The sequence below is a fragment of the Microbacterium kyungheense genome, assembly GCF_006783905.1.
GTDB lineage: Bacteria > Actinomycetota > Actinomycetes > Actinomycetales > Microbacteriaceae > Microbacterium > Microbacterium kyungheense.
This window is the reverse complement of record NZ_VFPE01000001.1, coordinates 534,976-559,259: the sequence shown is the minus strand read 5'-3', so window position 1 is coordinate 559,259 and position 24,284 is coordinate 534,976. Positions and strand designations below refer to the sequence as shown.

The following is a 24,284-nucleotide window of genomic DNA, read 5'->3' as shown; positions in this document are numbered from 1 at the left end:
CGGCGTGACGGCATCCACTATGTCGTTCTGATCTGCGATTCAGCGCGTGCGGATCGACTCCGTCAGCACGCGTCCGTCCGCGCCCGCGGGCCCCTCGAAACCGAGCAGCGCGGCGATGGTCGGCGCGATGTCGATGTGACGCGGGTCGTGCGGCGCGGCGTGCGGACGCACTCCCGCCCCCGCCAGCACGAGCGGCACCTGCATGACCCGCGTCATGCCGTGCACGCCCGCGGGATCGGCCGGCGTCGCGCCGAGGCTCCAGCCCTCGGCCGGCTCGATGATGAGCTCGCCGTAGTTCGGCGACATGTGCATGGCCCGCTGCTCGTCCTTGTCGTAGACCGCCGCCACGTGGGGCAGCGCGGCGACGGCAGCCTCGATCGCCGCCGCGGCCGCGGGATCGCCCGCCGCGTCGCCGACGAGGTGCAGCGAGCCGACGCCGCCGACCACGATCACCGCGTCCGTCCCGGGCTGCGGCGACTGCCCTGCCGAGAGCATCTCGGCGTCATACCCCGCGGCCGAGATCGCCGCGAGGAGGTCGTCCCGCATGCCCTGCGTGAACGTCTCCATGCCGTGGTCACCGGTCACGACGAACGCCGTGCGGCCGTAGATCCCGGCATCCTTCGTCGCCTGCACGATGCGGCCGATCTGCACGTCGATGTCGGCCAGGGCCGCCGGCATCCCCTCCGCCTGATCGCCCTCGGCATGGCCGAGGGCATCGAGGCGGTCGCAGTACACCGCGATCAGGTCGGGCACGCCCGACATCTGCACCGAGGTGCCGGCGCTCAGCACGGGCTGCCCGTTGATGACGGCGACCGCGTCGTCGGTCCGGCGGGCGCAGTCGCCGCCCGGCTGCGTGTACAGGCCCTCGGGATCGCCGAAGGTGACGCCGTAGTTCTGCACGATGAACCACTGGGACGACATCACGGTGCCGCCCTGGTCCCGGATCGCCTGCGCGATCGTGGGCACCGCGAGGTCACGCTGCTGACCGCGCGCCGTACCGGTCGACGCGTCGAACCAGTACGCGGTGTTGCGGTGCGTCTCGGGCCAGGCGCCCGTCGCCACCGACGACCACGACGGGTTCGTGATGGACGACATGACCCCGGTCGACACGCTGAGGCTCCCCCGCTTGGCGAGCGCGGACAGGTTCGGCAGGGCGACGTCGTCGAGGTAGTCGATGTCGAATCCGTCCAGCGCGATGAGCACCACGTGCTCGGCGGGAGTGGATGCCCCGGGCCCACCGCTCATGTCGGTCGTCGCCGACGGCGTCCCGGCAGCGACGGCATCGGCGGCCGCGGGTGCGGCGATGCCGAGGGTCGCGGCGACGAGGCCGGCGGCGGCGAGGGTGGACAGGCGGCGGATTCGCTTCGATGAACGCATCGCTCAGACTCTCTCTCACACGGTTCACACGGATGCCGGATCGGGTCCGGCCCTCCCGACGCTGGCCGTGGCGCCGTCACGTCGGCAACCGTCCGACGAGGTCGTGCAAGGAATCGGCGATCACGGCACGGACGCTGCGCGATTCCGTCAGGCCGGGCTCGCGCCGACCCGGGCACCCGGCGCCCGGCCCGCGGATCGGCGGATTCTTGCGCGACCCCGGCCAGGGATGTCAGAACCTCGCAATTGCGCCGCCTGGACTCGGCGGCGGCTGCCCGCAGCCGGTTGGGTACCGGTCAGGACGACGACGACCGGAGGAACGAGGATGAGCGAAGACAGCAGCACCGAGGCACGCCACAGGACGCCCCTCAGCCGGCGCGGATTCCTCGGGCTGTCGGCACTCGGACTCGGCGTCGGCCTGGGCGGCGCCGCCTGGGGTCCGTGGCCGGGCGCTGCCGTGGGCGCAACGACCGAGACGGACGCAGGAGGACTGCGCTTCGTCGTCGTCACCGACACCCACGCCAACGAAGAGGAAGCGGCGCGGCTCGAGAACCTGCGCCGCGTGTTCGCGGCCGTCGACGCCGAGCAGCCCCAGTTCGTGCTGCACTGCGGCGACATCACGGACTACGGCAGCGACGCCGGGTTCGCGGCTTACCGCGACACCATCCCGCCCGGGCTGTGGGACCGGGTGCGCCACGTGCCGGGCAACCACGAGATCCGCTGGGACACGAGTGCCCGCGAACGCTTCCAGCGCTGGTTCGGCCCGACCAGCTACAGCTTCGATGCCGGCGGCGTGCACTTCATGGCCCTCGACCCGACACAGGCGCTGCAGGAGCCCGGGCTGTTCGGCGACGATCTTGCGACCCTGCGCGACGACCTGGCCGAGGCCGCCGGCATCCCGTCGATCATGTTCCTGCACTACCCGCTGGCCGGCCGCAACTACTTCGTCAACGACACCGACGAGCTGCTGCGCACCATCGAGCCGTTCCCGGTGCGCGGCATCTTCGCCGGGCACATCCACCGGCACGAGGTCGACCGCTTCAACGGGCTCACCCAGGTGGCCTCGACCGCGACCCGCGGCGGCCCGTTCTACCTGCGGGTCACCGAGCGCCGCGGCGACCAGGGCCGGGTGCTCGTCGTCGAGAACGTGACCCTGGGGGCGACGGATGCCGAGGCCGCGACGGCCGTGCTGCTGACAGAGATCCCGCTCGAGGTTCCGCCCGGGGGCACGGTCCCCATCCGCGGCGCGGTGCGGGCACACCCCGGTCGCATCGACCTCACCGCCGTCGCCGGAGCCGCGGCCGTCGCCGTCGAGGCGCGCGTGTACCCGCAGTCCGTCTTCGGCACGATCGACGACGGGACGTGGACGCCGCTGGAACCCCGGGGCTCGTCGTGGCACGGCTCGCTCGACGCGGCGGCGCTCGCACCGGGCGCGCACCGCGTGCAGCTGCGGGCGACCGACGCCCAGGGCGTGCGCCGGCACGAGACCGTGCCGGTCGCGGTCGACGGCTCCCCGCGCACGCGAACCGCCTGGGAGCTCCGTGTCGGCGGCCAGCTGCAGGGCGCGCTGGCGGCGTCCGGCTCGACCGTCGTCGCCGGCTCGACGTCGGGCAGGGTGGTCGCCGTCGACATCACCGGCGCCTCCTCTTACCGGCCGCGCTGGACGGTCGACCTGGGTCCAGTCCACCGCGGTGCCGCGTTCACGACCGACGGCGACCTCGTGGTCGTGCCGAGTGCCGACCACCGCCTCACCGCCCTCGACGCTCGGACCGGCGTGGCGGCGTGGACGAGCGACCTCGGCAAGCCTGTGATGTCGACGCCCCTCGTGGTTCCTGCGGCCGACGGCGACCGCATCCTCGTGGCGGCCGAGGACCGGCTGCGCTGCCTCGACGCGCGCGGGAAGACCCTGTGGGAGGCGGACGTCCCGGTGCGCACGGCAGGTCGCGCCGCCTCGGACGGCGCGCGCGTGTACGTCGGCGCCGGCGACGGCCGCGGGTACGCCTACGACCTGAGCTCTGGCGCGCAGCTGTGGTCGTTCCTCACCAACACACGGCCCGACAAGTACCGCCAGCTCATCTACGGCCCGTGGGACGACTGGGTCGAGGTGCTCTCGTCCGGAGCGGTGCTGTTCAGCACGGTCACCGACGCGATCGCGGTCGACCCCGTGACAGGCGACGAGCTGTGGCGCGTACCGGGCAGCCACATGTTCGCCCCCGCCGTCGCACTCCCGGACGGCGGCCTGCTGCTGACCACGGAGTGGGGCGTCGTGTCGGTGGTCGATCCCGCGACAGGCGCCGTGCGGTGGAGCACCACCGCAGTGCCGCGTGTGGTCAACGCCGGGCCCGTCCTCGATCCCGGCACGGGCGCAGTCTGGCTCGTGTCGGTCGGCGGCCTGCTGGCCGCCATCGATCCCACGGCGGGAACCGTCGCGACGGACAGGCAGCTGTTCACCGCCAACACCTTCTCGACCCCGGTCGTCGTCGGGCGGCAGCTCGTCGTGGCGGCGCAGGACGGCGTGCTGCGCGGCCTGTCGATCTGACCTCGGTCCGCCCGGGCGGGCGGGCCGGCGGCTCACCGCACGGCGGTGAGGTGCCGCGTGCGTCCCGCGCGCTTCAGCGAGTGCAGGGCCACGGCGACGTCGGCGTGCTGCAGCCCCGGCAGCCCGCCGATCGTCTCGGAGATGAACGCGTACAGGGCGGCATCCGAGGCGAGGGCGACCTCGCCGCACAGATTGCGGTCGCCGGTGGTCGCCGAGATCATCAGGACCGACGGATGCCCCGCCAGCAGTTCGCCGGCACGGCTGAGCTGCGTCGGGTTCACGCTCAGGGCGACGAAGGCGTTTACCGGCAGGCCGATGCGCTCGGGCTCGATGACCGTGCGCATGCGCAGCGCGCCCGACGCCATCATCGCCTCGGCCCGGCGCCGGACCGTGACCGGGCTGACGTCGCACAGCTCGCCCAGCCGCTGCCACCCGAGCCGTCCGTCCTCTGCCAGCGCGGCGGCGATGCGCTCGTCGAGCGCATCGGTCCTGACCCGCCGGTCCGGCAGCGGGTCGGCCCACGGGTCGAGGCGCTGTGCGCGCAGCTGCTCGACGATCTCGTCCGGCAGCAGGTCGGGCAGCCAGCTGTGCGGCGTCGCGAAGCGCCGGATCACCTGATTGCTCCACACCGCCAGCACCCCGTCGAGGGCCGGCAGCTGCTCGAGCGTGAGGGCCAGCAGATGGTCGTTCGAGGTGTATCCGATCTCGGCGATGCAGTCGACGCTCCCGGTGACGAGCTTGACCGAGCCGCACGCCGACCACGCCGCGATGCGCTGCGCGGAGCGGTGCGCCTCGCCCGGCCGGCAGCGCAGCCGGACGAACAGCGACCGCGATCGTCCCGTCGCCTCGCCGTCGAGCACCCCGATGACACGCACGTCACCATCACGCACGAGCCGCGCGACGCGCCGCGACGCCGTGGCCTCCGAGGTGAAGACGGCGTCGCTGATCTGCGCATTGCTGGCGCGGGGGTTGGCCAGCAGCGCACCGGTGATCCGGCGGTCGAGATCGTCCACGTGAGGCACCTTACATTCAGGAGTAGCGTCGACAGAGGTGCTTTCTTGCATTCTGTCGCTCGATCTCTACGAGATTGCTCGCCTGGCGGAATGATCGCACCGTCGGCCCAGCATGGACGCTGCGCCGCTTCGCCCCGTTCCCCCGGCGCTCGCGCCACGACAAGAGGAGTGATGCAATGACCCGGACCCCCACACAGCGTCTCGTGGCTCCACTCGCGATGGCGGCGGTGATCGGCCTGCTGGCCGGCTGCTCCGCCGGCACCCCCGACACCGACGACACCGGCACAGGAGAGGCGAGCGGCAGCGTCGTCTTCTGGACGCCGCAGACCACACCCGATCGCCTCGCCGCCCAGGAGGCGGTCGCCGCCGCGTTCACCGAAGAGACCGGCATCGAGGTCGAGGTGGTGCCCATGGCAGGCGCCGATCAGGACCAGGCCCTGGTCACCGGCTCTGCCACCGGCGACGTGCCGGACGTCATCCTGCACTCGTCGAGCCAGACCGGCGCCTGGACGTCGCAGGGCCTCCTCGACGCCGATGCCGCCACCGCGACGGTCGAGACCCTCGGGCTCGACACGTTCAACGAGCACGCCATCGACGCCGTGACGATCGACGATCAGATCTCGGCCGTCCCCAGCGACGGCTGGACGCACCTCATCGCGTATCGCGCCGACCTGCTGGAGCAGGCCGGCGTCGACGTCCCCACCAGCGTCGAAGAGCTCGCCGACGCCGCCACCGAGGTGAAGGAGAAGCTCGGGATCACCGGCCTCGCCTTCGGGACCCAGGCCGGCACCGCGTCCGCGACCGAAGGCATCCAGTCGATCTTCCAGAGCGCCGGGTGCGACCTGGTCGAGGACGGCGAGGTCACGATCGACTCGGACGCCTGCACCGAGGCTGCCGAGCAGTTCCTCCGGCTGCGCGACTCGTCGGTCGCCGGCGACTTCGACGTCACGAGCGCCCGCGCCGCGTATCTGAACGGCGACGCCGCCATGCTGCTGTTCTCGACGCACATCCTGGACGAGCTGGCGGGCCTGGACCCCGCGACGCCGGCCACGTGCCCCGAGTGCGCCGCACAGCCGACCTTCCTGGCCGACAACACCGAGTTCATCACCGTGCTCGACGAGGACGACCCCGCCCAGTACGGCGCCATCCTGAGCTACGGCATCCCCACCGGCGCCAACACGGCAGCCGCACAGAAGTACATCGAGTACGTCATGAGCACGGGCTACGTCGACACTCTCGCGGTGGCGACCGAGGGCCGCATCCCGCTGCGCAACGGCTCGGCCGACAACCCGACCGAGTTCATCGAGGCGTGGGGCGGGCTCGGCATCGGCCCCGACCAGCAGAAGACGTCGGTCGACCTCTACGGCGAGGACTTCGTCGACGGGATGCGCGACGGCATCAACTCGGTCTACCTGTGGGGCATGGGGACGCCTGACGCGACCCTCGCCGGCCTGGTCTCCAGCCAGGGCGTGCTCTCGGGTCAGATCGAGCAGCTCTACAACGGAGTTCCTGCCGACGAGGTGACAGCCGCCATGAAGGCGGCCGTCGAGGAGGTTCAGGCCGGCCTGTGACCACGGGAGTCCTCCGTCACCGCTGGGGGCGGCCGCGCAGCCGCTCCCAGCGGGACAACCGCAACGGTCTGCTGCTGACCGCCCCGACCTTCCTGGTCATCGTCTTCGCCTCTCTCCTCCCGCTGGTGCTGGTGGTGATCTTCGCGTTCAGCGAGATCCGGCTCGTCGACATCCCGAAGCTCGGCACCCAGCCGATCGACTGGTCGCTGGACAACTTCCGGCGCGCGCTCGGCAACCCCGCCTTCTGGCGGGCGTTGGGCACGACGCTCCTCTACGCCACGCTCACGATGGTCGGCTCGGTCGGCCTCGGGCTCGTGCTGGCGCTGGCGCTGCGGCGGCCGTTCCGCGGCCGCGGGATGGTGCGTGCCCTGCTGCTCGTCCCCTACGTGCTGCCGGTCATCGCCGCCGTCACGATCTGGCAGACCATGCTCAACCCGCAGTACGGCGTGATCAACGCGTTCGGCCGCGAGGTGCTGGGGTGGGAGCAGTCGATCGGATTCCTCAACACCACCACGGCGCAGGTGTGGGGCATCCCGATCCCGCTGTCTCTGCTGGTGGTCGTGGCGTTCGAGATCTGGACCTCGGCGCCGCTGTCGTTCCTGTTCATCACGGCACGGCTGCAGGGCGTCTCGCCCAGCATCGAAGAGGCGGCCGCGCTGGACGGCGCGAACGGGATGCAGATCACCGGCCGCATCGTCCTGCCGCAGCTGAAGGGCGTGATCCTCCTGCTGTGCCTGCTGCGGTTCATCTGGACGTTCCAGAGCTTCAGCGAGATCTACCTGCTGACCGAAGGGGCCGGCGGCACCCAGGTCATGGCACTGAAGGTGTACACCGAGCTCGTCACCCGCGCCGACATCGGCAGCGCGGCGGCCTACGGGCTGCTCATGTCGGTCGTGCTCATCTCGCTGCTGGCCGTCTACGTCATCCTCTCGCGTAGAAAGGTGGACCTCGAATGACCCGCCGCCGGTCTCCGCTGCGCCCGCACCCCGCGGCCACCGCAGGGCGCGTGGCGGTCATCGCCCTGGCGCTGATCTTCGCGCTCGGCCCCGTCCTCTACGGCTTCGTGCTCTCGCTGCGCCCGTACACGTCGATCGTGCAGGCGCCGCTCGACCTCATCCCCGCATGGGACGAACTCGACTTCTCGGGCTACACGACGGCGATGCTCGACCCCGCACAGGGCGGCTTCGGCCTGGGGCGGTTCGTCCTCAACTCGCTGCTGGTCGCCGCGTGCACCGTCGTGCTGTCGATCGTGGTCTCGATCCTCGGCGCCTACGCCGCGGCGCGGCTCCGCTACCGCGGGCGCGGCTTCGTGAACGGGATCATCCTCGGCGTCTACCTCTTCCCCGGCATCGTGCTGTCGGTGCCGCTGTTCGTCCTCCTCGCGAAGGCCGGGCTGACGGGGTCGCTCGTCGGACTGTTCCTCGTCTACGTCGCGACCACTGTGCCCGTCGCGATCTACATGCTGCGCAACTACTTCCAGGCGCTGCCCGAGAGCGTCGAGGAGGCGGCGATCGTCGACGGCGCGTCGCTGCCGCAGATGCTGCGCAGCGTGGTGCTGCCCATCGCACTCCCGGGCGTCGTCGCGACTGCCATCTACGTCTTCATGATCGCGTGGAACGAGTACTTCTACGCGCTGCTGTTCCTGGTGCAGGACCGCGAACTGTGGACCGCCCCGCTCGGCATCTCGCAGCTCGCCGACTTCAATGTGCCGGTGACGGTGCTGCTGGCCGGTTCGCTGGCCGTCACGGCGCCGGTCATCGTGCTGTTCTTCATCGCGCAGCGATACCTCGTGGAAGGCCTCACGGCAGGAGCGGAGAAATGACCCGACAGCAGCGTCTCGTCGTGATCGGCGCAGGCGGGCGCGGACGCGACGCCTACGGCCGCTGGGCGATCGAGCACCCCGATCGCGCGCGCATCGTGGCGGTGGCCGACGTCTCGCCGGAGCGGCGCGCGGCGCTGGCCGCCGAAGCCGGGGGCGCCGCGCAGTACGGCGACTGGTGCGACGTCGTGGCCGACCTCGCCGCGCTGCGGGTGGACGGTGTGGTGATCGCCGTGCCCGATGCCCTCCACGTCGACGTCGCGATCGCGGTCGCCGAGGCCGGCGTGCCGTTCCTGCTCGAGAAGCCCGCCGCACCGACCCTCGATGAGCTCACCCGCCTCGCACGGCATGCGGCAACAGGCTCGTCACGACTGGCGGTGGGTCACGTGCTGAGATTCACGCCGTTCTGGCGCTCGGTCAAGCGGATCCTCGAGTCGGGGGCGATCGGACGCCCGATGACCCTGGAGGTGCGGGAGAACATCGGCTTCTGGCACTTCGCGCACTCGTACGTGCGCGGCAACTGGCGCAGCACCGCGCAGGCCGGGCCGATGGTGCTCACCAAGACGTCGCACGACCTCGACCTCATCCGGTGGATCGCCGGTGCCGCACCGGAGTCCGTCTACAGCATCGGCGAGCTGACGTGGTTCCGCCCCGAGAACGCCCCCCCGGGCGCTCCCGACTTCTGCCTCGACGGCTGCCCCGTGGCCGCGAGCTGCCCGTTCTACGCGCCGCGCTATTACATCGACGCGCTGGCGGGGGTGTCGGGCCACCCGGTGCACCTGCTCGGCGCCGACACGTCGCCGGCGGGCCGGCTCGCCGCACTGCGCACGGGCGACTACGGGCGCTGCGTGTACCGCAGCGACAACGACGTGGCCGATCACCAGCAGACCACGATGATGTTCCCGGGCGGGCTGACGGCGACCCTCACCGCCTCGGCGTTCACCGCCGAGAACACCCGCAACGTCGCGATCACCGGCTCGGCCGGGCAGCTCACCGGCCACATGGAGAGCGGCGAGATCGTGGTCGATCTGTTCTCGCCGACGGCGACCCTTCCCGACGATCTGCCGCTGGCCTCGCACACGATGCATGCGAAGCCGCCGATGGGACACGAGCGGCACACCCTTCGGGTCACCATGCCCAACGCGGACCTGGGCGACCACGCAGGGCACGCCGGCGGCGACGCAGCGCTCATGGCCGAGTTCGTCGACGCGCTCGTCGCGGGCACCGTCGGCGAGGGCGAGCTCTCGTTCGCCACCGCGCTCGACAGCCACCTCATCGCCTTCGCGGCCGAGGAGTCGCGACTGTCGGGTGCCCCGGTCGATTTCGCGGCGTGGTCGTCCGGACTCGACATCGCCCGCGAGGCGGAAGGCGCTGTGGAAGCATGAGCGAGCCGCACTTCGCGGGTCCGCTGCGAGCGCTGGTCGAGCGTGTCGGCGGCGACTCGTCGCGCGTGCGGATCGAACGGCAGGAGCCGGATCGGGATGCCGCGGCCTCCGGCTCGTTCCACGCCCGCGGCGGCACGCTCACGCTGCGCGGCACGGACCTTCCCGCGGCCTCGAGCGCGTTCGCCCGATACCTGCAGTCCCACGGCGAGCGCATCACGTGGGAGTCGCCGCGCATCGGGTCGGGCTGGACCTCCTGGCCGGACGCGCCGCAGACGGCGCAGGCGACGCCGTTCGGCATCCGCTACCACCTCAACGTGGTGACGCACGGCTACTCGACGGCGTTCTGGGACTGGCCGCGCTGGGAGCGGGAGCTCGACTGGATGTCGCTGCACGGGGTGACGCATCCGCTCGTGCTCACCGCGTACGAGGTCGTGCTGTCCGAAGCACTGCGGCGATCGGGTGTCGGAGTCGACGAGGCGCACGCCTGGATCGGCGGGGCCGCGACGATCCCGTGGATGTCGATGGGCGGCCTGCACGACTTCGGAGGGCCGCTGCCCGCGACCTGGGCGCAGCGGCGCGTGGAACTGGCCCGACGGATCCTCGCTCGCGCCCGCGAGCTCGGGATGACACCGGTGCTGCCGGTCACAGGCGGGCATGTGCCGGCCTCGCTCGCCGGCGAGGACGCCGCCGAGATCGAATGGCAGGGATGGCGCACGCCCCTGCTCGCCCCCGCCTCCCCCGCGTACGCCCGGTTCGTCCGCAGGTTCCTCGACGCGCAGCGCGAGCTGCTGGGCGACCCCGGCGCGGAGCCCTGGTTCGCCGTGGATCCGTACATCGAGTCGCTGCCGCCCACCGGCGAGCCGGAGGAGCTCGCCCGCGCCGGCGTCGGCGTGCATCGGGCGCTGGCCGCGGTGCACCCGCGCGCGACGTGGCTGCTGCAGGGATGGCCGTTCCACTACCACCGGGACTTCTGGTCGACGGAGCGGATCGCGGCGTACCTGTCGGGCGTCCCCCACGATCGTCTCGTGCTCATCGACCTGTGGGGCGAGCACGCCCCGATGTGGCGCGGCGGCATGCACGGGCGGCGCTGGATCTGGACCGCCGTCCACAACTTCGGCGGGCGGTTCGCGCTGTTCGGCGATCTGCGCGGGCTGGCCGCGGATGTCGCGGAGCTGTCGGCGCTCCGGCCTGAAGGCCTCGAAGGCGTGGGGCTCGCCCCCGAGGCCATCGAGAACAACACCGTGTTCTACGAGGCGGCCGCCGACGCGGTGTGGCGCGACGTCGACGTCGACGCGTGGCTCGACGAGTTCGCAGTGCAGCGCTACGGGGTCGAGGACCCGGCCGCACGCGAGGCGTGGCGACTGCTCGGCGCGACGCTGTACGGGCCGGGCCGCACCCGGTCGATCCCCTCCCCGGTCATCGCGCGCCCGTGGACGGCGTCGGCGCCGTTCGCGACGCAGCGCCTGGCCGGTGAGGCGCTGCCCACTGCGCCCACGCGGATGTCTGCGAACATCGACGCCGAGAACGACCCCGCCGTGCTCGGCGACCTGCCGGTCATCGCGCACGCGGCGCGCCTGCTGATCGGCCTGGGCGATCGTGCCCGGCACCGCGAGGCGCTCGAACACGATGTCGTCGAGCTGACCGGACACGTCATCGCCCAGCGGCTGCGGCCGCACATCCGCGGCGTCCTCGCCGCCGCGGCCGCACACGACGGCGCCGAGCTGCGCGCGCACGCCGCACGGCTGCACGAGGATCTGCGGACCCTCGACGAGCTCGCGGCCACGCGCCCCGAGTCCCGGGTGTCGACGTGGATCGCCGCCGCCCGCTCGTGGGGCGGCGACGTCGCCGAGGCGGACGCCATGGAACGCGACGCCCGCAGTCTGGTGTCGGTCTGGGGTCATCAGACGAGCGGCCTCCACGACTACTCGGGCCGGCACTGGTCGGGCCTCGTCCGCGACCTCTACATCCCGCGCTGGGACGCATGGGCCGCCTGGCTCGCGGACGCCGCCGACGACGTCACCGCACCCGACGAGGCCGTGCTGCAGGCGCGGATCGTGCAGCTGGAGGAGTCGTGGCGCGGCGCGATCGGCAGCGACGACACGTCGTCGGCCCCGCCGCTCGCCGTCGCGGCGGCGGCGCTGGACCGGCTCGGACTCTGAGCGCGGCAAGCGAGGGGATGCATCGTGACCACACCGCCGAACGTGCTGCTGATCGTCACCGACCAGCAGCGCTGGGACTCGCTCTCGTGCGAGGGCGGCTTCGCGCCGACGGCGCACCTCGATCACCTCGCCGCTGCAGGCACCCGCTTCCGCAGCGCGTACTCGTGCACCCCGTCGTGCACAGCCGCCCGGGCGTCGCTGCTCACGGGCCGCGATCCGTGGGGCACCGGCATCCTCGGCATGGGACTCGGTCAGCCGCCGCTGGCGGGACTGACGGGCACCCTTCCCGAGGTGCTCGGAGCGGCCGGCTACCAGACGCACGGCGTGGGCAAGATGCACTTCACGCCGCAGCGGGCGCGCTACGGGTTCGACGAGACGGTGCTCGACGAGTCGCTGCGGGTGCAGGACGAGCGCTTCGTGTCGGACTACACGGCGTGGTTCGAACGCAACGCCCCCGCTGACGTCCGCCAGGGCGACCACGGGGTCGACGTCAACTCGTGGATGGCGCGGCCGTCCCACGTGCCCGAGCACCTGCATCCCTCGACGTGGACCGCGACCGAATCGATCCGGTTCCTCGAGCGCCGCGACCCGACGAGGCCGTTCTTCCTGATGACGTCGTTCGCACGGCCGCATTCGCCGTACGACCCGCCGGCGTTCCACTACGACCACAATCTGGAGCGCGCGCGGGCCGGGATGATCCCCGACGCCGCCGTCGGCGACTGGGCGCGCCTCCACGATGTCGACGGCGTCGAACGGGCCGACGTCAACGCGTGGCGGGGCCGGCGCAGCGACGACGAGATCCGGCGCGCCCGGGCCGGATACGCCGGGCTGATCCACCACATCGACGACCAGATCGGCCGGCTGATGCGGGTGCTGCGCGACCGCCGGCTGGACGACGACACTTTGATCGTCTTCGTCTCGGATCACGGCGACATGCTGGGCGACCACCATCTGTGGCGCAAGACCTATGCCTACGAGGGGTCGGCGCACGTGCCGCTGCTCGTGCGCCTTCCTGCCGCACTGCGCACGCCGGCGGACGCCCGCACCGCGGACGAGCCGGTGTGCCTCCAGGACGTGATGCCGACGGTGCTGGACGTGTGCGGCGTCGACGCTCCGGCAGGCATCGACGGGCGGAGCGTGCTGCCCCTCATCCGCGGCGAGGACATCGCGTGGCGCGAGGTCGTGCACGGCGAGCACGCGACGTGCTACGACCCGTCGCAAGAGATGCAGTACCTCACCGACGGGCGCTGGAAGTTCGTGTGGTTCCCCCGCAATGCGCCCGGCGCGCCGCAGGAGCAGCTGTTCGATCTCGCCGCCGACCCCTACGAGCGGCACGATCTCGCGGTCCGCGCGGAGTACGCGGCCGACGTCCGGCAGTGGCGCGGCCGCCTGGCCGAGATCCTGGCTCCGCGGCAGTCCGGCCTGGTCGAGCGGGGGCGGCTCGTCCCTCAGCACGACCGTCCTCCCCTGGTGTCGCCCGCGGCCGCCCATCGACGCGCGCCCGTCTGACGCGGCCCGTCGCGTCGGGGGGATGCCGTCGCGCCGGGCGACGGCATCCACTCCGTCGTTCGGTCGAGAGCACCGTCCGAGGCGTCAGCCCTCGGGGTTCGCGCCGTACTCGCGGATCTTGTACTCGGTCGTCTCCAGCGCCAGCGTGAGCTCGCGCAGCTGCCGCAGCACGCGCTCCCGCTGCGCGAACATCATGCCCCGACGCTCGGGGATGGTCTCGTCCCCCTGCTCGACGAGCGCCACGTAGCGTGTCAGGTCGCGCATGCTCATGCCCGACACGCGCATGCGCGTCACGAACACCAGCCGGCGCAGATGCTCGGCGGAGTACTCGCGGTATCCGGAGTCGTTGCGCGCAGGATGCACGAGCCCCTGGTCCTCGTAGTAGCGGAGCGTGTGCGTCGACAGGCCGAGCAGGCGCGCGGTGTCGGCGATGCTCGGCGGCGCCAGGTCCGGGTCGAGCACGAGGTCGCTGTGCAGGGCGAGCAGTGCTTGGACGCCGGCGTCCGGCGATCCCGGGTCGGCGTCGAGGATGCGTCCGAGCAGCGCGTCGGTGGCCATGCGTCGATGCTAGAACGCCCGCACAGCGGCTGGCACGCCGGGGAAGTCGGCCGACTCGCTGAGCGGCGCCCACGCCTCGACGTCGTCGAGCGCGCGACGGTAGACCCGCGTGAGATTGCGCACCGCCTCGGCCCCGAGCGGCAGCCGCAGCGGGGCGTCGTCGCGCTCGAGGACGTCGCGGATCACTGCGGCCGCCCGCACCGGATCGCCCTCTTGGATGCCGTCGGCCTCGGCCATGTTGGCCCTCACCGCGCCGGTCACGCCGCCGTAGGATGCGTCCGGTCGGGCCGTCTTCAGTACGTCGGCGGCGTTGAACCCGGTGCGGAACCGGCTGGGCTCGACGATCAGCACGCGCACGCCGAACGGCGCCACCTCGCCCGCGAGCGCCTCGGACCACCCCTCCAGCGCGAACTTCCCGGCGGAGTAGCTGCCGACCGCCGGGAACGACATCCGTCCGCCCTGACTGCTCATCTGCACGATGGCCCCCGTGCCCCGTGCCCGCAGATGCGGCATGACCGCGCGCACGAACGCCGCAGGGCCGAACAGATGCTGGTCGAGCATGTCGCGCAGCGCGGCATCCGCCACCTCCTCTGCCGCGCCGACCTGACCGACGCCGGCGTTGTTGACGAGCACGTCGACACGGCCGAAGACCTCGAGGGCCCGCTGCACCACGGCTGCGGCGCCGTCGGTGTCGCGCACGTCGTGCTCCACCCCCACGAAGCGGTCGCCGTACTGAGCGGCGAGCGCGTCGAACCGTGCCGCGCGCCGCGCCGTGCCGAGCACGCGCTCCCCCGCGTCGAGCGCGGCCCGCGCAAGCGCGAGCCCCAGCCCCGAGCTCGCGCCCGTGATGATCCAGACCTTGGTGCCGGTGTTCGTCGTCATGCACGCGACGCTACGGCTTCGAGTGCGCTCGAAGGCAAGCCGGCGACGGGATCGCGAGCCCGGGGTCCGCTCGGGGTGTCAGCCGATCGAGGCCGCCGCCGCGCGGATGGCCGCGAGGGTCGGCTCCGGCTGCGACACCATCGACACGTGCGACGCGTCGACCTCGGTGACGGTCGCGCCGGCGCGCTCGGCCATGCGGCGCTGCACGTCGATCGGGATCACGAGGTCGTCGGTGCCGAGCACGGCCCAGCTCGGGATCGTCTTCCAGGCCGGCGGGCCGGACGGCGTCACGTTCGCGACGAAGGATGCCGGGCGCTGGGTCGCGACGATCGTCCAGCGGTCGGCCTCGGGCAGGTCCTGCGCGAAGGCGGTGTGCACCGTCTCGGGCTTGAGGAACGCCTCGGCGGCTCCCTCCGGGGCACCCGGGTATCCGGCGACGTCGAGCACCGTCGTCGGGTCGGCGACCGCGAGCGCCGAGCTGGATCCCTCGAGGATGCCGACGACCGTCTCGCCCTCGTCGGGGATGAACGCGTCGACGTAGACGAGCGCCCGCACATCGCCGCCCTGCGCACCGGCGTTCGTGATGACCGCGCCGCCGTACGAATGCCCGACGAGCACGACCGGGCCACTCGTGCGCTGCGCCAGGAACGACGCGATGTACGCCGCGTCGGACTGCAGCCCGCGCAGCTCGTTCGGCGGTGCGAGGACGGTGTAGCCCTCGGCCTGCAGCGGCACGCTCACGGCGTTCCAGCTGGAGGCGTCCGCCCACGCGCCGTGCACGAGGACGATGGTGGGTGTGGTTTCAGACATATGACTTCCCATCGGTGATGTCGCCTTCCGGCGACGGTTGATGAATCAGTCACGTCACGTGCTGCCCCAGACGCGCTAGCCACAACATAGGGGTCGGGCTCGGGCGGGCACCAGTGCCGATATCGAAACGCTTGCCGAACTCGCGCCCGGACCTGCCAGGCTGGCGTGGATGGACATCGATGCCGGCCTCGTCTCCGCGCTCCTCGCAGAGCAGTTCCCCGACCTCGCCGACCTCCCGGTGCGCCCGGTGGCGCGCCAGGGGTGGGACAACCGCACGTTCCGTCTCGGAGACGACCTCTCGGTGCGCCTGCCGAGCGCCGAGGAGTACGCGGCCGCGGTCGAGAAGGAGGAGCGGGCACTCCGCTTCCTCGACGGCCGCCTCCCCGTGGCCGTGCCGGGCGTCGTGGCGATCGGCGCACCGGGGCACGGCTATCCGTTCCCGTGGTCAGTCCGGCGCTGGCTGCCGGGCGACACCGTGGAGGCGGCATCCCCTCTCGACCGGGTCGCCCTCGCGAAGGACGTCGGAGGGATGCTGGCGGCACTGCGCGCCCTGCCCACCGGCGCCGGGACGGCCGCGGGCCGGCACTCGTTCTATCGCGGCAGCCACCCCAGCGCCTACAGCGACGAGGTGCAGACCGCGCTGGAGCGGCTCGATGTCGACGCCCAAGCGTGCGCCGATATCTGGCTGACCGCGACCACGACCGTGTGGACCTCGGCGCCGGTATGGTTCCACGGCGACATCGCGGTCGGCAATCTGCTGGTGCGGGGCGGACGGCTCAGCGCGGTCATCGACTTCGGCACGTGCGGCGTCGGCGACCCCGCGTGCGACCTCGTCCTGGCGTGGACGCACTTCGAAGGCGAGGCGCGCGGGGCGTTCCGCGAGTCCGCGGGCCTCGACGACGCGACGTGGCGGCGGGCGCGCGGGTGGGCGCTGTGGAAGTCGCTGGTCGTGCTGTCGGGGCAGTCGAGCCCCGACGAGGGCGGCGAGCACCGGCGGATCCTCGCCGAGGTGCTCGCCGACCCCCTGGTCTAGCTGGGCAGCACATCTAGCGCAGATCCCTGCGCAGCGGCACGAGCACCGCGACGGCCGCAGCCGCCAGCGCGTAGGCGACGAGCACGGCCGCGCCGGCCGGCGGAGACAGCAGCGGCGCCGAGGCCAGGGACGTCTCGGCGGCGATCGCGTCGGTGAGGAACGTGAACCGCGTGAGCGACGCCGTGGCACCGCCCGGCAGGTACGGGTAGAGCGCGTTGACGCCGGGGATCAGCATGAGCACGTACTCGAGGAAGTAGAAGTACCCGAGCACGATGCCCATCGCGACGATCGTGTTCCGGGCGATCGCCCCGATCGCCGCGCCGATCAGCATGTAGGCCGCGGCGGCGAGCGCGAGCTGTGCGAGGACGGTGACGAGCGCATCCGCGGGGATGCCGAGCCGCACGCCGCGCACGCCGGCGGCGCCGACGAGCACGAGTCCTGCGGTCAGCGACGAGACGATCCCGTACGCCAGGCCGAGGACCGCGTAGGCCACCAGCTTCGCGCCCAGCACGACCCCGCGCCGCGGGACCGCGAGGAGGGTCGTGCCGATCGTGCGGTGCCGGTACTCGCCGGTGACCGCCAGCGTTCCGATCAGCGCGGGTACGAACAGGAGCACGCCGCCCAGTCCGAGCAGCAGGGCCGCACCCTCCGGCGTTTCCAGACCCGGCATCGGCGGGTTGGCGTTCTCAGGCCCGACGATCGCGAGCGCCCCGGGCAGCAGGCCACCGCAGCACACGGCGGCCAGCAGGGTCCAGAGCGGGAGCCGGGTCGCCCGCATCCGGGCGAACTCGCCCCGTACGGCGTTCACGCGGCGACCTCCGAACCCGTCAGGCGCAGGAAGGCGTCCTCGAGCGAGCCGCCGGATGGCACGAGGTTCTCGATGGGCCCGGACCACGCGACCGCCCCGCGATCGATGAGCAAGACGTCGTCCGCACCCTGCTGGACCTCGCCGAGCAGGTGGCTGGACACGAGCACGGTCCCGCCCCGGGCGGCGAAGTGACGGAGGAACCCGCGCATCCATGAGATGCCGGCGGGGTCGAGCCCGTTGGCGGGTTCATCCAGCACCAGCACCTCGGGCTCGCCGAGCAGCGCCGACGCCAGTGCCAGCCGCTGGCGCATGCCCGTCGAGAAGGCGCCGACGCGGCGGTCGGCGTAGTCCTCAGCACCCACCTCTGCCAGCACGACGTCGACGCGATGCCGATCGAGCCCGCTCAGCGCGGCGAGGGTCCGCAGGTGCGCACGAGCCGTCATGCGCGGGTGCGCGCCGGCGAGGTCGAGGACCGCACCGACCGTGCGTGCCGGCGCGGCGAGGTCCCGATAACGGCGACCGCCGATCGTCGCCGACCCGGCGTCGGGGCGCACCAGGCCGAGCAGCATCCGCAGCGTCGTCGACTTCCCTGCGCCGTTCGGGCCGAGGAAGCCGGTGACGCGGCCGGGATGGGCGACGAATCCCACGTCCGACACAGCGACGACCGGACCGTACGCCTTCCGGAGACCGGTGACCTGGATCGCGGCGCTCATCGCAGCACCCCCGCACCCGCGACGGGCCGCGTGCCCGTCACCGAGGAAGCCCCCGCGGTCGAGCGGAGCGGCCCGCCCTCTCCCGTGCACTCCAGCTGAGTCATCGTCCTGTCCTCCTGCGTAGAATCGTTACGACGTCGAGAACATTATCACGTTGATAATAATGAAGGAGCACGGATGGCCGACGAGCCCTCGATCGCGGATGTCGTGCTGCATCCGGTGCGACTGCGGATCGTGCAGCAGCTGGGTGGGCGCAGCCTCACGACGGCGCAGCTGCGCGCCGCGCTGCCGGATGTGACGCAGGCGACGCTGTACCGCCACGTGGCGACGCTCGTGGACGCGGGCATCCTCACCGTCGTCGAGGAGCGCCGCGTCCGCGGCGCGGTCGAGCGCACGCTCGCGCTCGGCGACCGAATGGCCCACGTCGACCGCGAGGAACTGCGGCGCGTCGACGCCTCCCAGCTGCGGACCGCGTTCCTGACGTTCCTCGGCGAGGTGGCGGCCGACTTCGACCGCTTCGTCGCCGGCGACCCCGGCCTGCGGGACTACTCCGGATTCGCCCGGACGGCGCTGTACGTCGACGCGGAAGACCTGGCACGGATCCAGGCCGGGCTCGCCGAGCTGCTGTCGCCGTTCTTCGCGCCCAGGGGCGAACGGCGCCGGGTGATGCTCGCGACTGTGCTCACGCCGGACACCGATCCCGCGGCCGACACCGACCCCGCCGTCGACACGGCAGACCGGCGGACCCCGGACCCCGAGGTCTGACGCCCGCTCCTCCGCTGCTCAGCCGGCGGAGGCCCCGACGACACAGCCGGCGAGCTCGCGTGCCTCGGAGACGGCACCCACGGCGCCGGCCCACTTGCCGAGGATCGCGGGCACGATGGCGGGAACACGGTGGAACGTGGCCCGCTCGGCCACCAGGGCGGCGGCGCGCTCGACGATGCGGTGCGGCGCGCTGGCGAGCCCGCCGCCGATCACGATGACGCCGGGATCGACCAGCGCCAGCAGCGTGAGGATGGCATCGGCAAGGGCGGCGGCGCCCCGCTCGATGATGCGGGCCGCGCGCGCGTCGCCCGCCTCGTACGCGGAGAGGAGGTCCTTGGGTGAGCCGTGGCCGCCGGCCCGGTTCCAGGCCCGGCGCAGCGCCGGAGCGCCGATGACCGTCTCGAGGCAGCCCCGCTGCCCGCACGCGCACCGCGCCCCGGAGGGCTCGACGACCACGTGCCCGAGCTCGCCGGCGATCCCGTGCGCACCGTCCACGACGCGGCCGTCGACGATGTGGGATCCCGCGATGCCGGTGCCGAGGGCCAGCGTGAAGACGTCGCGCTCGCGCGACCCCGCACCCCACCGCGCCTCGGCGACCGCCGCCGCGCGGCCGTCGTTGATGACGCCCACCGGGACCTCCAGCTCGGCCGACAGGGCAGGGCCAAGGGCGAGCCCGTCGAGGGCAGGCAGGTTGGCCGAGCGCAGGACGGTTCCGGATGCCTCGTCGACGAGCCCCGGTATCCCCACCACCACGGCGACCAGCCGGTGCAGTGCGGTGACGTCCCGCGCGATCGCCGCGAGGCCCGCGACGGGATCGTGCTTCGGCGTGCTCACCGTTCCCTGCGCGAGCGCCTCGGGGATCCCCTCGGAAGGGGTCGCCGAGGCAAGCCGGTACTTCACGCTCGAGCCTCCGACATCCAGGCCGAGCACCACAGCGTCAGACATCAGTCGGCACCGCCCCCGAAGGAACGGACCGCCGCGGCGATGCTGTGCGCGAGTACGGCGTCGACGGCGTCGTACGAGCCGACGCCGCCGGTCTCGGCGGAGCCCATGCTCACGCCGGAGTCGTCGCGCACGGTGCGCTTGGCCGAGAAGTGGATCGCGGGCACACCCGTGCACAGGATGGCATCGACAGAATCGGCGGTGACGCCTCCGCCGGCCATCACGTCGATGCGCCCGTCGGCGCGCGCCACCATCGCCGCGAGCGTCGCGGCGCCGGCGAGTGCGGTGGATGCCCCACCCGACGTCAGCACTCGGCCGACGCCCAGCGAGACGAGGTCCTCGATCGCCGCGAGCGGATCCTGCGCCACGTCGACGGCCCGGTGGGCGGCGAACCCGGCCGAGCCGGCGGCATCCTTCAATCGACTCATCTGATCGTGGGCGAACCGGCCGTCCGCGTCGAGGCAGCCGACGACGACGCCCGACGCCCCCGCCGCGACGGCCGCGCGCACGTCGTCGGCCATGACCGAGACCTCGTCATCGTCAAAGCGGAAGCCGCCGGGACGCACGCGGATCAGGGCGTGCACCTCGACGGCACCCCCGGCCGCGGCCACCGCGTGCTCGATCGTCGCGATCGACGGCGTCAGACCGCCCAGCGCGAGCGCCTGGCACAGCTCGACGCGCGCCGCGCCGATCTCGACGGCGACACGCACCGCCGCGGCATCCTGCGCGATCAGCTCCATCGCGGGCACTGCCCTCACGCGGCACTCCGCGTCGTCAGGCGAGCCAGCCGGCGGTCGGCCTGCACCACCGGGTCGGGCACCGGCACGGATGCCAGCAGCCGCTTGCTGTACGGGTGCTGCGGGCGCAGCAGCACGTCGTCCGTGCGCCCCAGCTCGACGATCTGCCCGGCGTACATGACGGCGACGCGATCCGAGAACTCGTGCACGACCGCGAGGTCGTGGCTGATGAACAGGCACGCGAAGCGCATGCGCTCCTGCAGTTCGCGCAGCACCTTGAGCACGGCGGCCTGCACCGACACGTCGAGCGCGCTGGTGGGCTCGTCGGCGATGATCAGCTCGGGCTCGAGGGCGATGGCGCGGGCGAGGCCGATGCGCTGACGCTGACCGCCCGACAGCTCGTGCGGGTAGCGGCTCGCATACGACGCCGGAAGCTCGACGGCCTCAAGCAGCTCACGCACCCGGGCCGCGCGGTCGCGCCCCGAGAGCGGGTGCGACGCGCGGTGCACGATGAGGGGCTCGGCGATGGCGTCGGCCACGGTGGCGCGAGGATCGAGGCTCGAACCCGGGTCCTGGAACACGGTGCCCACGCGGCCGCGCAGGCGTCGCTCGGCACGACCGCGCACGCCGCCGTGGCCGACCTTCTCGCCGAAGAGCCGCAGCTCGCCGCCCGACATCGGGACGAGGCCCAGGGCCACCTTGCCGAGCGTCGACTTGCCCGAACCCGACTCGCCCACCAGGCCCAGGATCTCGCCGGGAGCGATGTCGACCGACACCGCATCCAGCGCCGTGAAGTTCTGGCCGGCTTTGCGGTAGGTGACACTCGCCTCGGTCAGCGACAGCACGGGCGCGGCACCGGCAGCGGTCGGCTCAGCGGCCGGCTGGACCTCGTCGGCCTCGGGCAGGCGCGGTACGGCCGCGAGCAGCCGCTGCGTGTACGCCGCTTCGGGATGCCGCAGCACCTGCGTCGTCGAGCCCACCTCGACCATGTCGCCGCGGTACATCACCGCGACCCGGTCGGCGATGTCGGCGACCACGCCCATGTTGTGCGTCACGAGCAGGAATGCCGTTCCCCGCTCGGTCGCGAGGTCGCGGATGAGGTCGAGGATCTCGGCCTGCACCGTCACGTCGAGGGCCGTCGTCGGCTCGTCGGCGATGATGAGCTTCGGGCCGCACGCGAGCGCGATGGCGATGACGACGCGCTGCCGCTGGCCGCCCGACATCTCGTGCGCGTACCCGGCGGCCCGGCGCTCGGGCTCGGGGATGCCGACGCGGCGCAGCAGCTCGACCGCCTGCGCGTGCGCCTCGGCCCTGGTCATGCTGGCGTGGTTGCGCAGCGCCTCGGCGATCTGATCGCCGATCCGCATCGACGGGTTGAGCGCGGTCATCGGCTCCTGGAAGATCATCGAGATCTCGCGGCCGCGCACGTCGTTCATCTGCGCCTCACTGAGCGCGGTGAGCTCCCGCCCGTCCAGCGAGATCGACCCCGTGCGCGTCGCCGTGGACGGCAGCAGCTGCAGGATCGACATGGCGGTGACCGACTTGCCCGACCCCGATTCGCCCACGAGCGCCAGCACCTCGCCGGCGCGGATGTCGAGGTCGATGCCCTTCACGGCCTCGACCGGGCCGTCGTCGGTGCGGAACGTGACCTGAAGGTCACGGATGCTCAGCAGCGGTGCGTTCGCGCTCAACGGTCGCGTCCCTTCACATCGAAGAAGTCGCGCAGGCCGTCGCCGATCGCGTTGAACGCGACGACGACCAGCACGATGCACAGACCGGCGGGGAAGATCAGCCACCAGGCTCCGGCGTAGGTGTACTGCATGCCGCCGGTGAGCATGGCGCCCCAGTCGGTCGCGGGCTTCTGCAGGCCCATGCCGAGGAACGAGACGTACGCGACCAGCAGGATCGCGTCGGCCACCTGGAACGTCGCGTTCACGACGATGGTGCCCACGGTGTTCGGCACGATGTGCTTCATGACGGCACGACCGTGGGTGCCTCCCATGGCGCGCAGGGCGAGGACGTACTCGCGCGACTTCAGCGAGATCGACTCGGCGCGCACGAGACGCGCGGGCACGAGCCACGACACGAGCCCGATCACCACGATCATCAGCGGCACGGACGGCTTCATGATGGCCGAGAGGATCAGCAGCAGGAAGGTCGCGGGGATCGCGATGCCGGCATCCACGATCCGCATCATCACGGCGTCGACGGCGCCGCCGACGTACCCCGAGATCGCGCCCCACAGCGTGCCGATGACGGTGGCCAGCACCCCGGCCGCGAGGCCGATGATGATCGACACCTGGCCGGCGATCATGAGGCGGCCGAGCACGTCGTAGCCGACGTCGTCGGTGCCCAGCGGGTGTCCGTCGGTGCCCGGCGGGAGCATCGTGCTCGAGAGGTCGGTGTGCACCTGGTCCGTCGGGTAGACGAGCGGTCCGATGAAGCAGAACACCAGGAAGAAGCCGAGAATGATGAGGCCGAAGACGGCCAGGCGGTTGTGCGTGAAGCGGCGCAGTCCGCGGCGGAACGGCGAACCCGAGCCCTTGGCGGTCCTGGCTGCCTTCGCGGCTCCGGCCGGGGTCGTGGCGGCGGTGTCGGCGGCAGGAGTGGTGACGGTCGTCATGACAGCTCCCCTCGGGTACGGGGGTCCAGCAGGGCCTGCACCAGGTCGGCGAGGAGCGAGCCGACGACGGTGGCGATCGCGATGACCATGACGCAGCCGAGCAGGACCGGGTAGTCACCGGTCTGGGCGCTCGTCCAGAAGAGCAGGCCCATGCCGGGGTAGTTGAAGAGCGACTCGACGACGATCATGCCGCCGAACATGACGGGCAGGTAGTAGCCCAGCATGGCGATCACGGGGGTGAGCGAGTTGCGCACGACGTGGCGGCGCACGACGACGGCCTTCGGCGTGCCCTTGGCGCGCGCCGTGCGCACGTAGTCCTCCGACAGGTTGTCGATCGTCGCCGAGCGCATGTAGCGCGAGATGGTGGCGATGATGCCGAGCGCCGCCGTGGCGACGGGCAGCACGAGCCCCGCGGGGTTCGCCAGCACGTCCGCGACGGTGTCGCCCTGCGGCGCGAGGGCCGGGAACCAGCCCAGCCACTGCGAGAAGACGATCACGAGGATCAGCCCGAGGAAGAACGACGGCGTCGAGTAGATGACGAAGTTCCACGTCGTGAAGGCGTAGTCGCCGGCCTTGCCGCGACGCACCGCCTGGTAGATGCCCATCGGGATCGCGACGATCAGCGCCACGATCATCGACAGGGATGCCAGCAGCAGCGTCTTGGGCAGACGCTGGCCGATCGCGTCGGCGACCGGGCGATTCAGTGTGAACGAATCGCCCAGGTCGCCGACGGCGAGGTGCGACAAGAAGGTGAGGTACTGCTGCCACAGCGGCTGGTCATAGCCGTTGGCCGCGTTGAACGCATCGATCTGCTCCTGCGTCGCCTGCATCCCCAGGATGCCGAGGGCCGGGCCCTCGGGCATCGCCAGGTTGAGCAGCGCGAAGACGATGAGCGTCACGATCAGGATGACGATGAGTCCCTGGACGGCGCGCCGCCCCAAGAACATCCAGATGCCGAACCTGTTGCCCGCAGCCTTGGCTGGGGGCCGCACGCTCTGCGCGGTCGCCGTGGTCATGCTTGTTCCTCTGCTTCGTGTCGCCGGT

21 protein-coding genes are annotated in these 24,284 nt (G+C 72.1%); 9 read left to right on the top strand and 12 right to left on the bottom strand.

Annotated features, from left to right (window positions below; translation table 11 throughout):
- Positions 1 to 39: 39 nt before the first annotated feature.
- Positions 40 to 1,377, bottom strand: coding sequence for an alkaline phosphatase family protein (locus FB391_RS02500; protein ID WP_141892698.1), 1,338 nt, complete (start codon positions 1,375 to 1,377; stop codon positions 40 to 42).
- A 322-nt stretch (positions 1,378 to 1,699) separates the two neighbouring features.
- Between FB391_RS02500 and FB391_RS02495 the strand changes: the two genes are divergently transcribed.
- Positions 1,700 to 3,913 (top strand): outer membrane protein assembly factor BamB family protein, encoded by a 2,214-nt coding sequence (locus tag FB391_RS02495; RefSeq protein WP_185842901.1) that lies wholly within the window; start codon positions 1,700 to 1,702, stop codon positions 3,911 to 3,913.
- Positions 3,914 to 3,945: 32 nt separating this feature from the next.
- Here FB391_RS02495 and FB391_RS02490 read toward each other — a convergent pair whose 3' ends face one another.
- Positions 3,946 to 4,926: an Lrp/AsnC family transcriptional regulator gene (locus tag FB391_RS02490; protein ID WP_185842900.1), complete on the bottom strand. Its 981-nt coding sequence runs from the start codon at positions 4,924 to 4,926 to the stop codon at positions 3,946 to 3,948.
- A 176-nt stretch (positions 4,927 to 5,102) separates the two neighbouring features.
- Here FB391_RS02490 and FB391_RS02485 point away from each other — a divergent pair, with 176 nt between their 5' ends.
- Genes FB391_RS02485 through FB391_RS02460 form a run of 6 tightly spaced genes read left to right on the top strand, consistent with a single transcriptional unit; the run spans position 5,103 to position 13,369 of the window.
- On the top strand, positions 5,103 to 6,497 hold the full coding sequence (locus FB391_RS02485) for an ABC transporter substrate-binding protein (protein ID WP_141892695.1): 1,395 nt from the start codon (positions 5,103 to 5,105) through the stop codon (positions 6,495 to 6,497).
- Positions 6,494 to 7,453, top strand: a complete 960-nt coding sequence (locus FB391_RS02480) for a carbohydrate ABC transporter permease (RefSeq protein WP_141892694.1) — start codon at positions 6,494 to 6,496, stop codon at positions 7,451 to 7,453. Before FB391_RS02485 ends, FB391_RS02480 begins: the two co-directional genes overlap by 4 nt.
- Positions 7,450 to 8,319, top strand: a complete 870-nt coding sequence (locus tag FB391_RS02475; protein ID WP_141892693.1) for a carbohydrate ABC transporter permease — start codon at positions 7,450 to 7,452, stop codon at positions 8,317 to 8,319. The genes FB391_RS02480 and FB391_RS02475 overlap by 4 nt, the downstream gene beginning before the upstream one ends.
- Positions 8,316 to 9,701 carry a Gfo/Idh/MocA family protein gene (locus FB391_RS02470; RefSeq protein ID WP_141892692.1) on the top strand — a complete coding sequence of 462 codons (1,386 nt, stop codon included), beginning with the start codon at positions 8,316 to 8,318 and terminating at the stop codon, positions 9,699 to 9,701. Before FB391_RS02475 ends, FB391_RS02470 begins: the two co-directional genes overlap by 4 nt.
- Complete coding sequence (locus FB391_RS02465; protein WP_141892691.1) at positions 9,698 to 11,860, top strand: alpha-N-acetylglucosaminidase; 2,163 nt, start codon at positions 9,698 to 9,700, stop codon at positions 11,858 to 11,860. Before FB391_RS02470 ends, FB391_RS02465 begins: the two co-directional genes overlap by 4 nt.
- 24 nt (positions 11,861 to 11,884) lie before the next feature.
- Positions 11,885 to 13,369 carry an arylsulfatase gene (locus tag FB391_RS02460; protein ID WP_141892690.1) on the top strand — a complete coding sequence of 495 codons (1,485 nt, stop codon included), beginning with the start codon at positions 11,885 to 11,887 and terminating at the stop codon, positions 13,367 to 13,369.
- Positions 13,370 to 13,453: 84 nt separating this feature from the next.
- Here the strand turns inward: FB391_RS02460 and FB391_RS02455 are convergent, their stop codons facing one another.
- From FB391_RS02455 to FB391_RS02445, 3 genes are all read right to left on the bottom strand, one after another.
- Positions 13,454 to 13,927 (bottom strand): MerR family transcriptional regulator, encoded by a 474-nt coding sequence (locus FB391_RS02455; protein WP_141892689.1) that lies wholly within the window; start codon positions 13,925 to 13,927, stop codon positions 13,454 to 13,456.
- A gap of 9 nt (positions 13,928 to 13,936) precedes the next feature.
- Positions 13,937 to 14,809, bottom strand: a complete 873-nt coding sequence (locus FB391_RS02450) for an SDR family NAD(P)-dependent oxidoreductase (protein ID WP_141892688.1) — start codon at positions 14,807 to 14,809, stop codon at positions 13,937 to 13,939.
- Positions 14,810 to 14,887: 78 nt separating this feature from the next.
- Positions 14,888 to 15,619, bottom strand: coding sequence for an alpha/beta fold hydrolase (locus FB391_RS02445; protein ID WP_141892687.1), 732 nt, complete (start codon positions 15,617 to 15,619; stop codon positions 14,888 to 14,890).
- Between the two features lie 169 nt (positions 15,620 to 15,788).
- Here FB391_RS02445 and FB391_RS02440 point away from each other — a divergent pair, with 169 nt between their 5' ends.
- Positions 15,789 to 16,652, top strand: coding sequence for an aminoglycoside phosphotransferase family protein (locus tag FB391_RS02440; RefSeq protein ID WP_141892686.1), 864 nt, complete (start codon positions 15,789 to 15,791; stop codon positions 16,650 to 16,652).
- A 13-nt stretch (positions 16,653 to 16,665) separates the two neighbouring features.
- Here the strand turns inward: FB391_RS02440 and FB391_RS02435 are convergent, their stop codons facing one another.
- Both FB391_RS02435 and FB391_RS02430 read right to left on the bottom strand, forming a co-directional pair.
- Positions 16,666 to 17,460, bottom strand: a complete 795-nt coding sequence (locus FB391_RS02435; protein WP_141892685.1) for an ABC-2 transporter permease — start codon at positions 17,458 to 17,460, stop codon at positions 16,666 to 16,668.
- Complete coding sequence (locus tag FB391_RS02430; RefSeq protein WP_141892684.1) at positions 17,457 to 18,173, bottom strand: ABC transporter ATP-binding protein; 717 nt, start codon at positions 18,171 to 18,173, stop codon at positions 17,457 to 17,459. The genes FB391_RS02435 and FB391_RS02430 overlap by 4 nt, the downstream gene beginning before the upstream one ends.
- Before the next feature lie 177 nt (positions 18,174 to 18,350).
- On the opposite strand from FB391_RS02430, the gene FB391_RS02425 reads away from it, so the two are divergent.
- Positions 18,351 to 18,938: a helix-turn-helix domain-containing protein gene (locus FB391_RS02425; RefSeq protein WP_141892683.1), complete on the top strand. Its 588-nt coding sequence runs from the start codon at positions 18,351 to 18,353 to the stop codon at positions 18,936 to 18,938.
- Between the two features lie 18 nt (positions 18,939 to 18,956).
- On the opposite strand, the gene FB391_RS02420 is transcribed toward FB391_RS02425, so the two are convergent.
- The 5 genes from FB391_RS02420 to FB391_RS02400 are packed head-to-tail and all read right to left on the bottom strand — an operon-like array spanning position 18,957 to position 24,256.
- A complete protein-coding gene (locus FB391_RS02420) occupies positions 18,957 to 19,883 on the bottom strand; it encodes an ROK family protein (protein ID WP_141892682.1) in 927 nt (308 codons plus the stop codon).
- Entirely contained in the window at positions 19,883 to 20,638 is a 756-nt protein-coding gene (locus tag FB391_RS02415) for a copper homeostasis protein CutC (RefSeq protein WP_221886272.1), read from the bottom strand. Before FB391_RS02415 ends, FB391_RS02420 begins: the two co-directional genes overlap by 1 nt.
- Positions 20,635 to 22,308 carry an ABC transporter ATP-binding protein gene (locus FB391_RS02410; RefSeq protein ID WP_141892681.1) on the bottom strand — a complete coding sequence of 558 codons (1,674 nt, stop codon included), beginning with the start codon at positions 22,306 to 22,308 and terminating at the stop codon, positions 20,635 to 20,637. Before FB391_RS02410 ends, FB391_RS02415 begins: the two co-directional genes overlap by 4 nt.
- The gene (locus tag FB391_RS02405) at positions 22,305 to 23,240 is read right to left on the bottom strand and encodes an ABC transporter permease (RefSeq protein ID WP_141892680.1); all 936 of its coding nucleotides are present in this window, start codon (positions 23,238 to 23,240) and stop codon (positions 22,305 to 22,307) included. The genes FB391_RS02410 and FB391_RS02405 overlap by 4 nt, the downstream gene beginning before the upstream one ends.
- Positions 23,237 to 24,256 carry an ABC transporter permease gene (locus FB391_RS02400; RefSeq protein ID WP_141892679.1) on the bottom strand — a complete coding sequence of 340 codons (1,020 nt, stop codon included), beginning with the start codon at positions 24,254 to 24,256 and terminating at the stop codon, positions 23,237 to 23,239. Before FB391_RS02400 ends, FB391_RS02405 begins: the two co-directional genes overlap by 4 nt.
- Between the last annotated feature and the right edge of the window lie 28 nt (positions 24,257 to 24,284).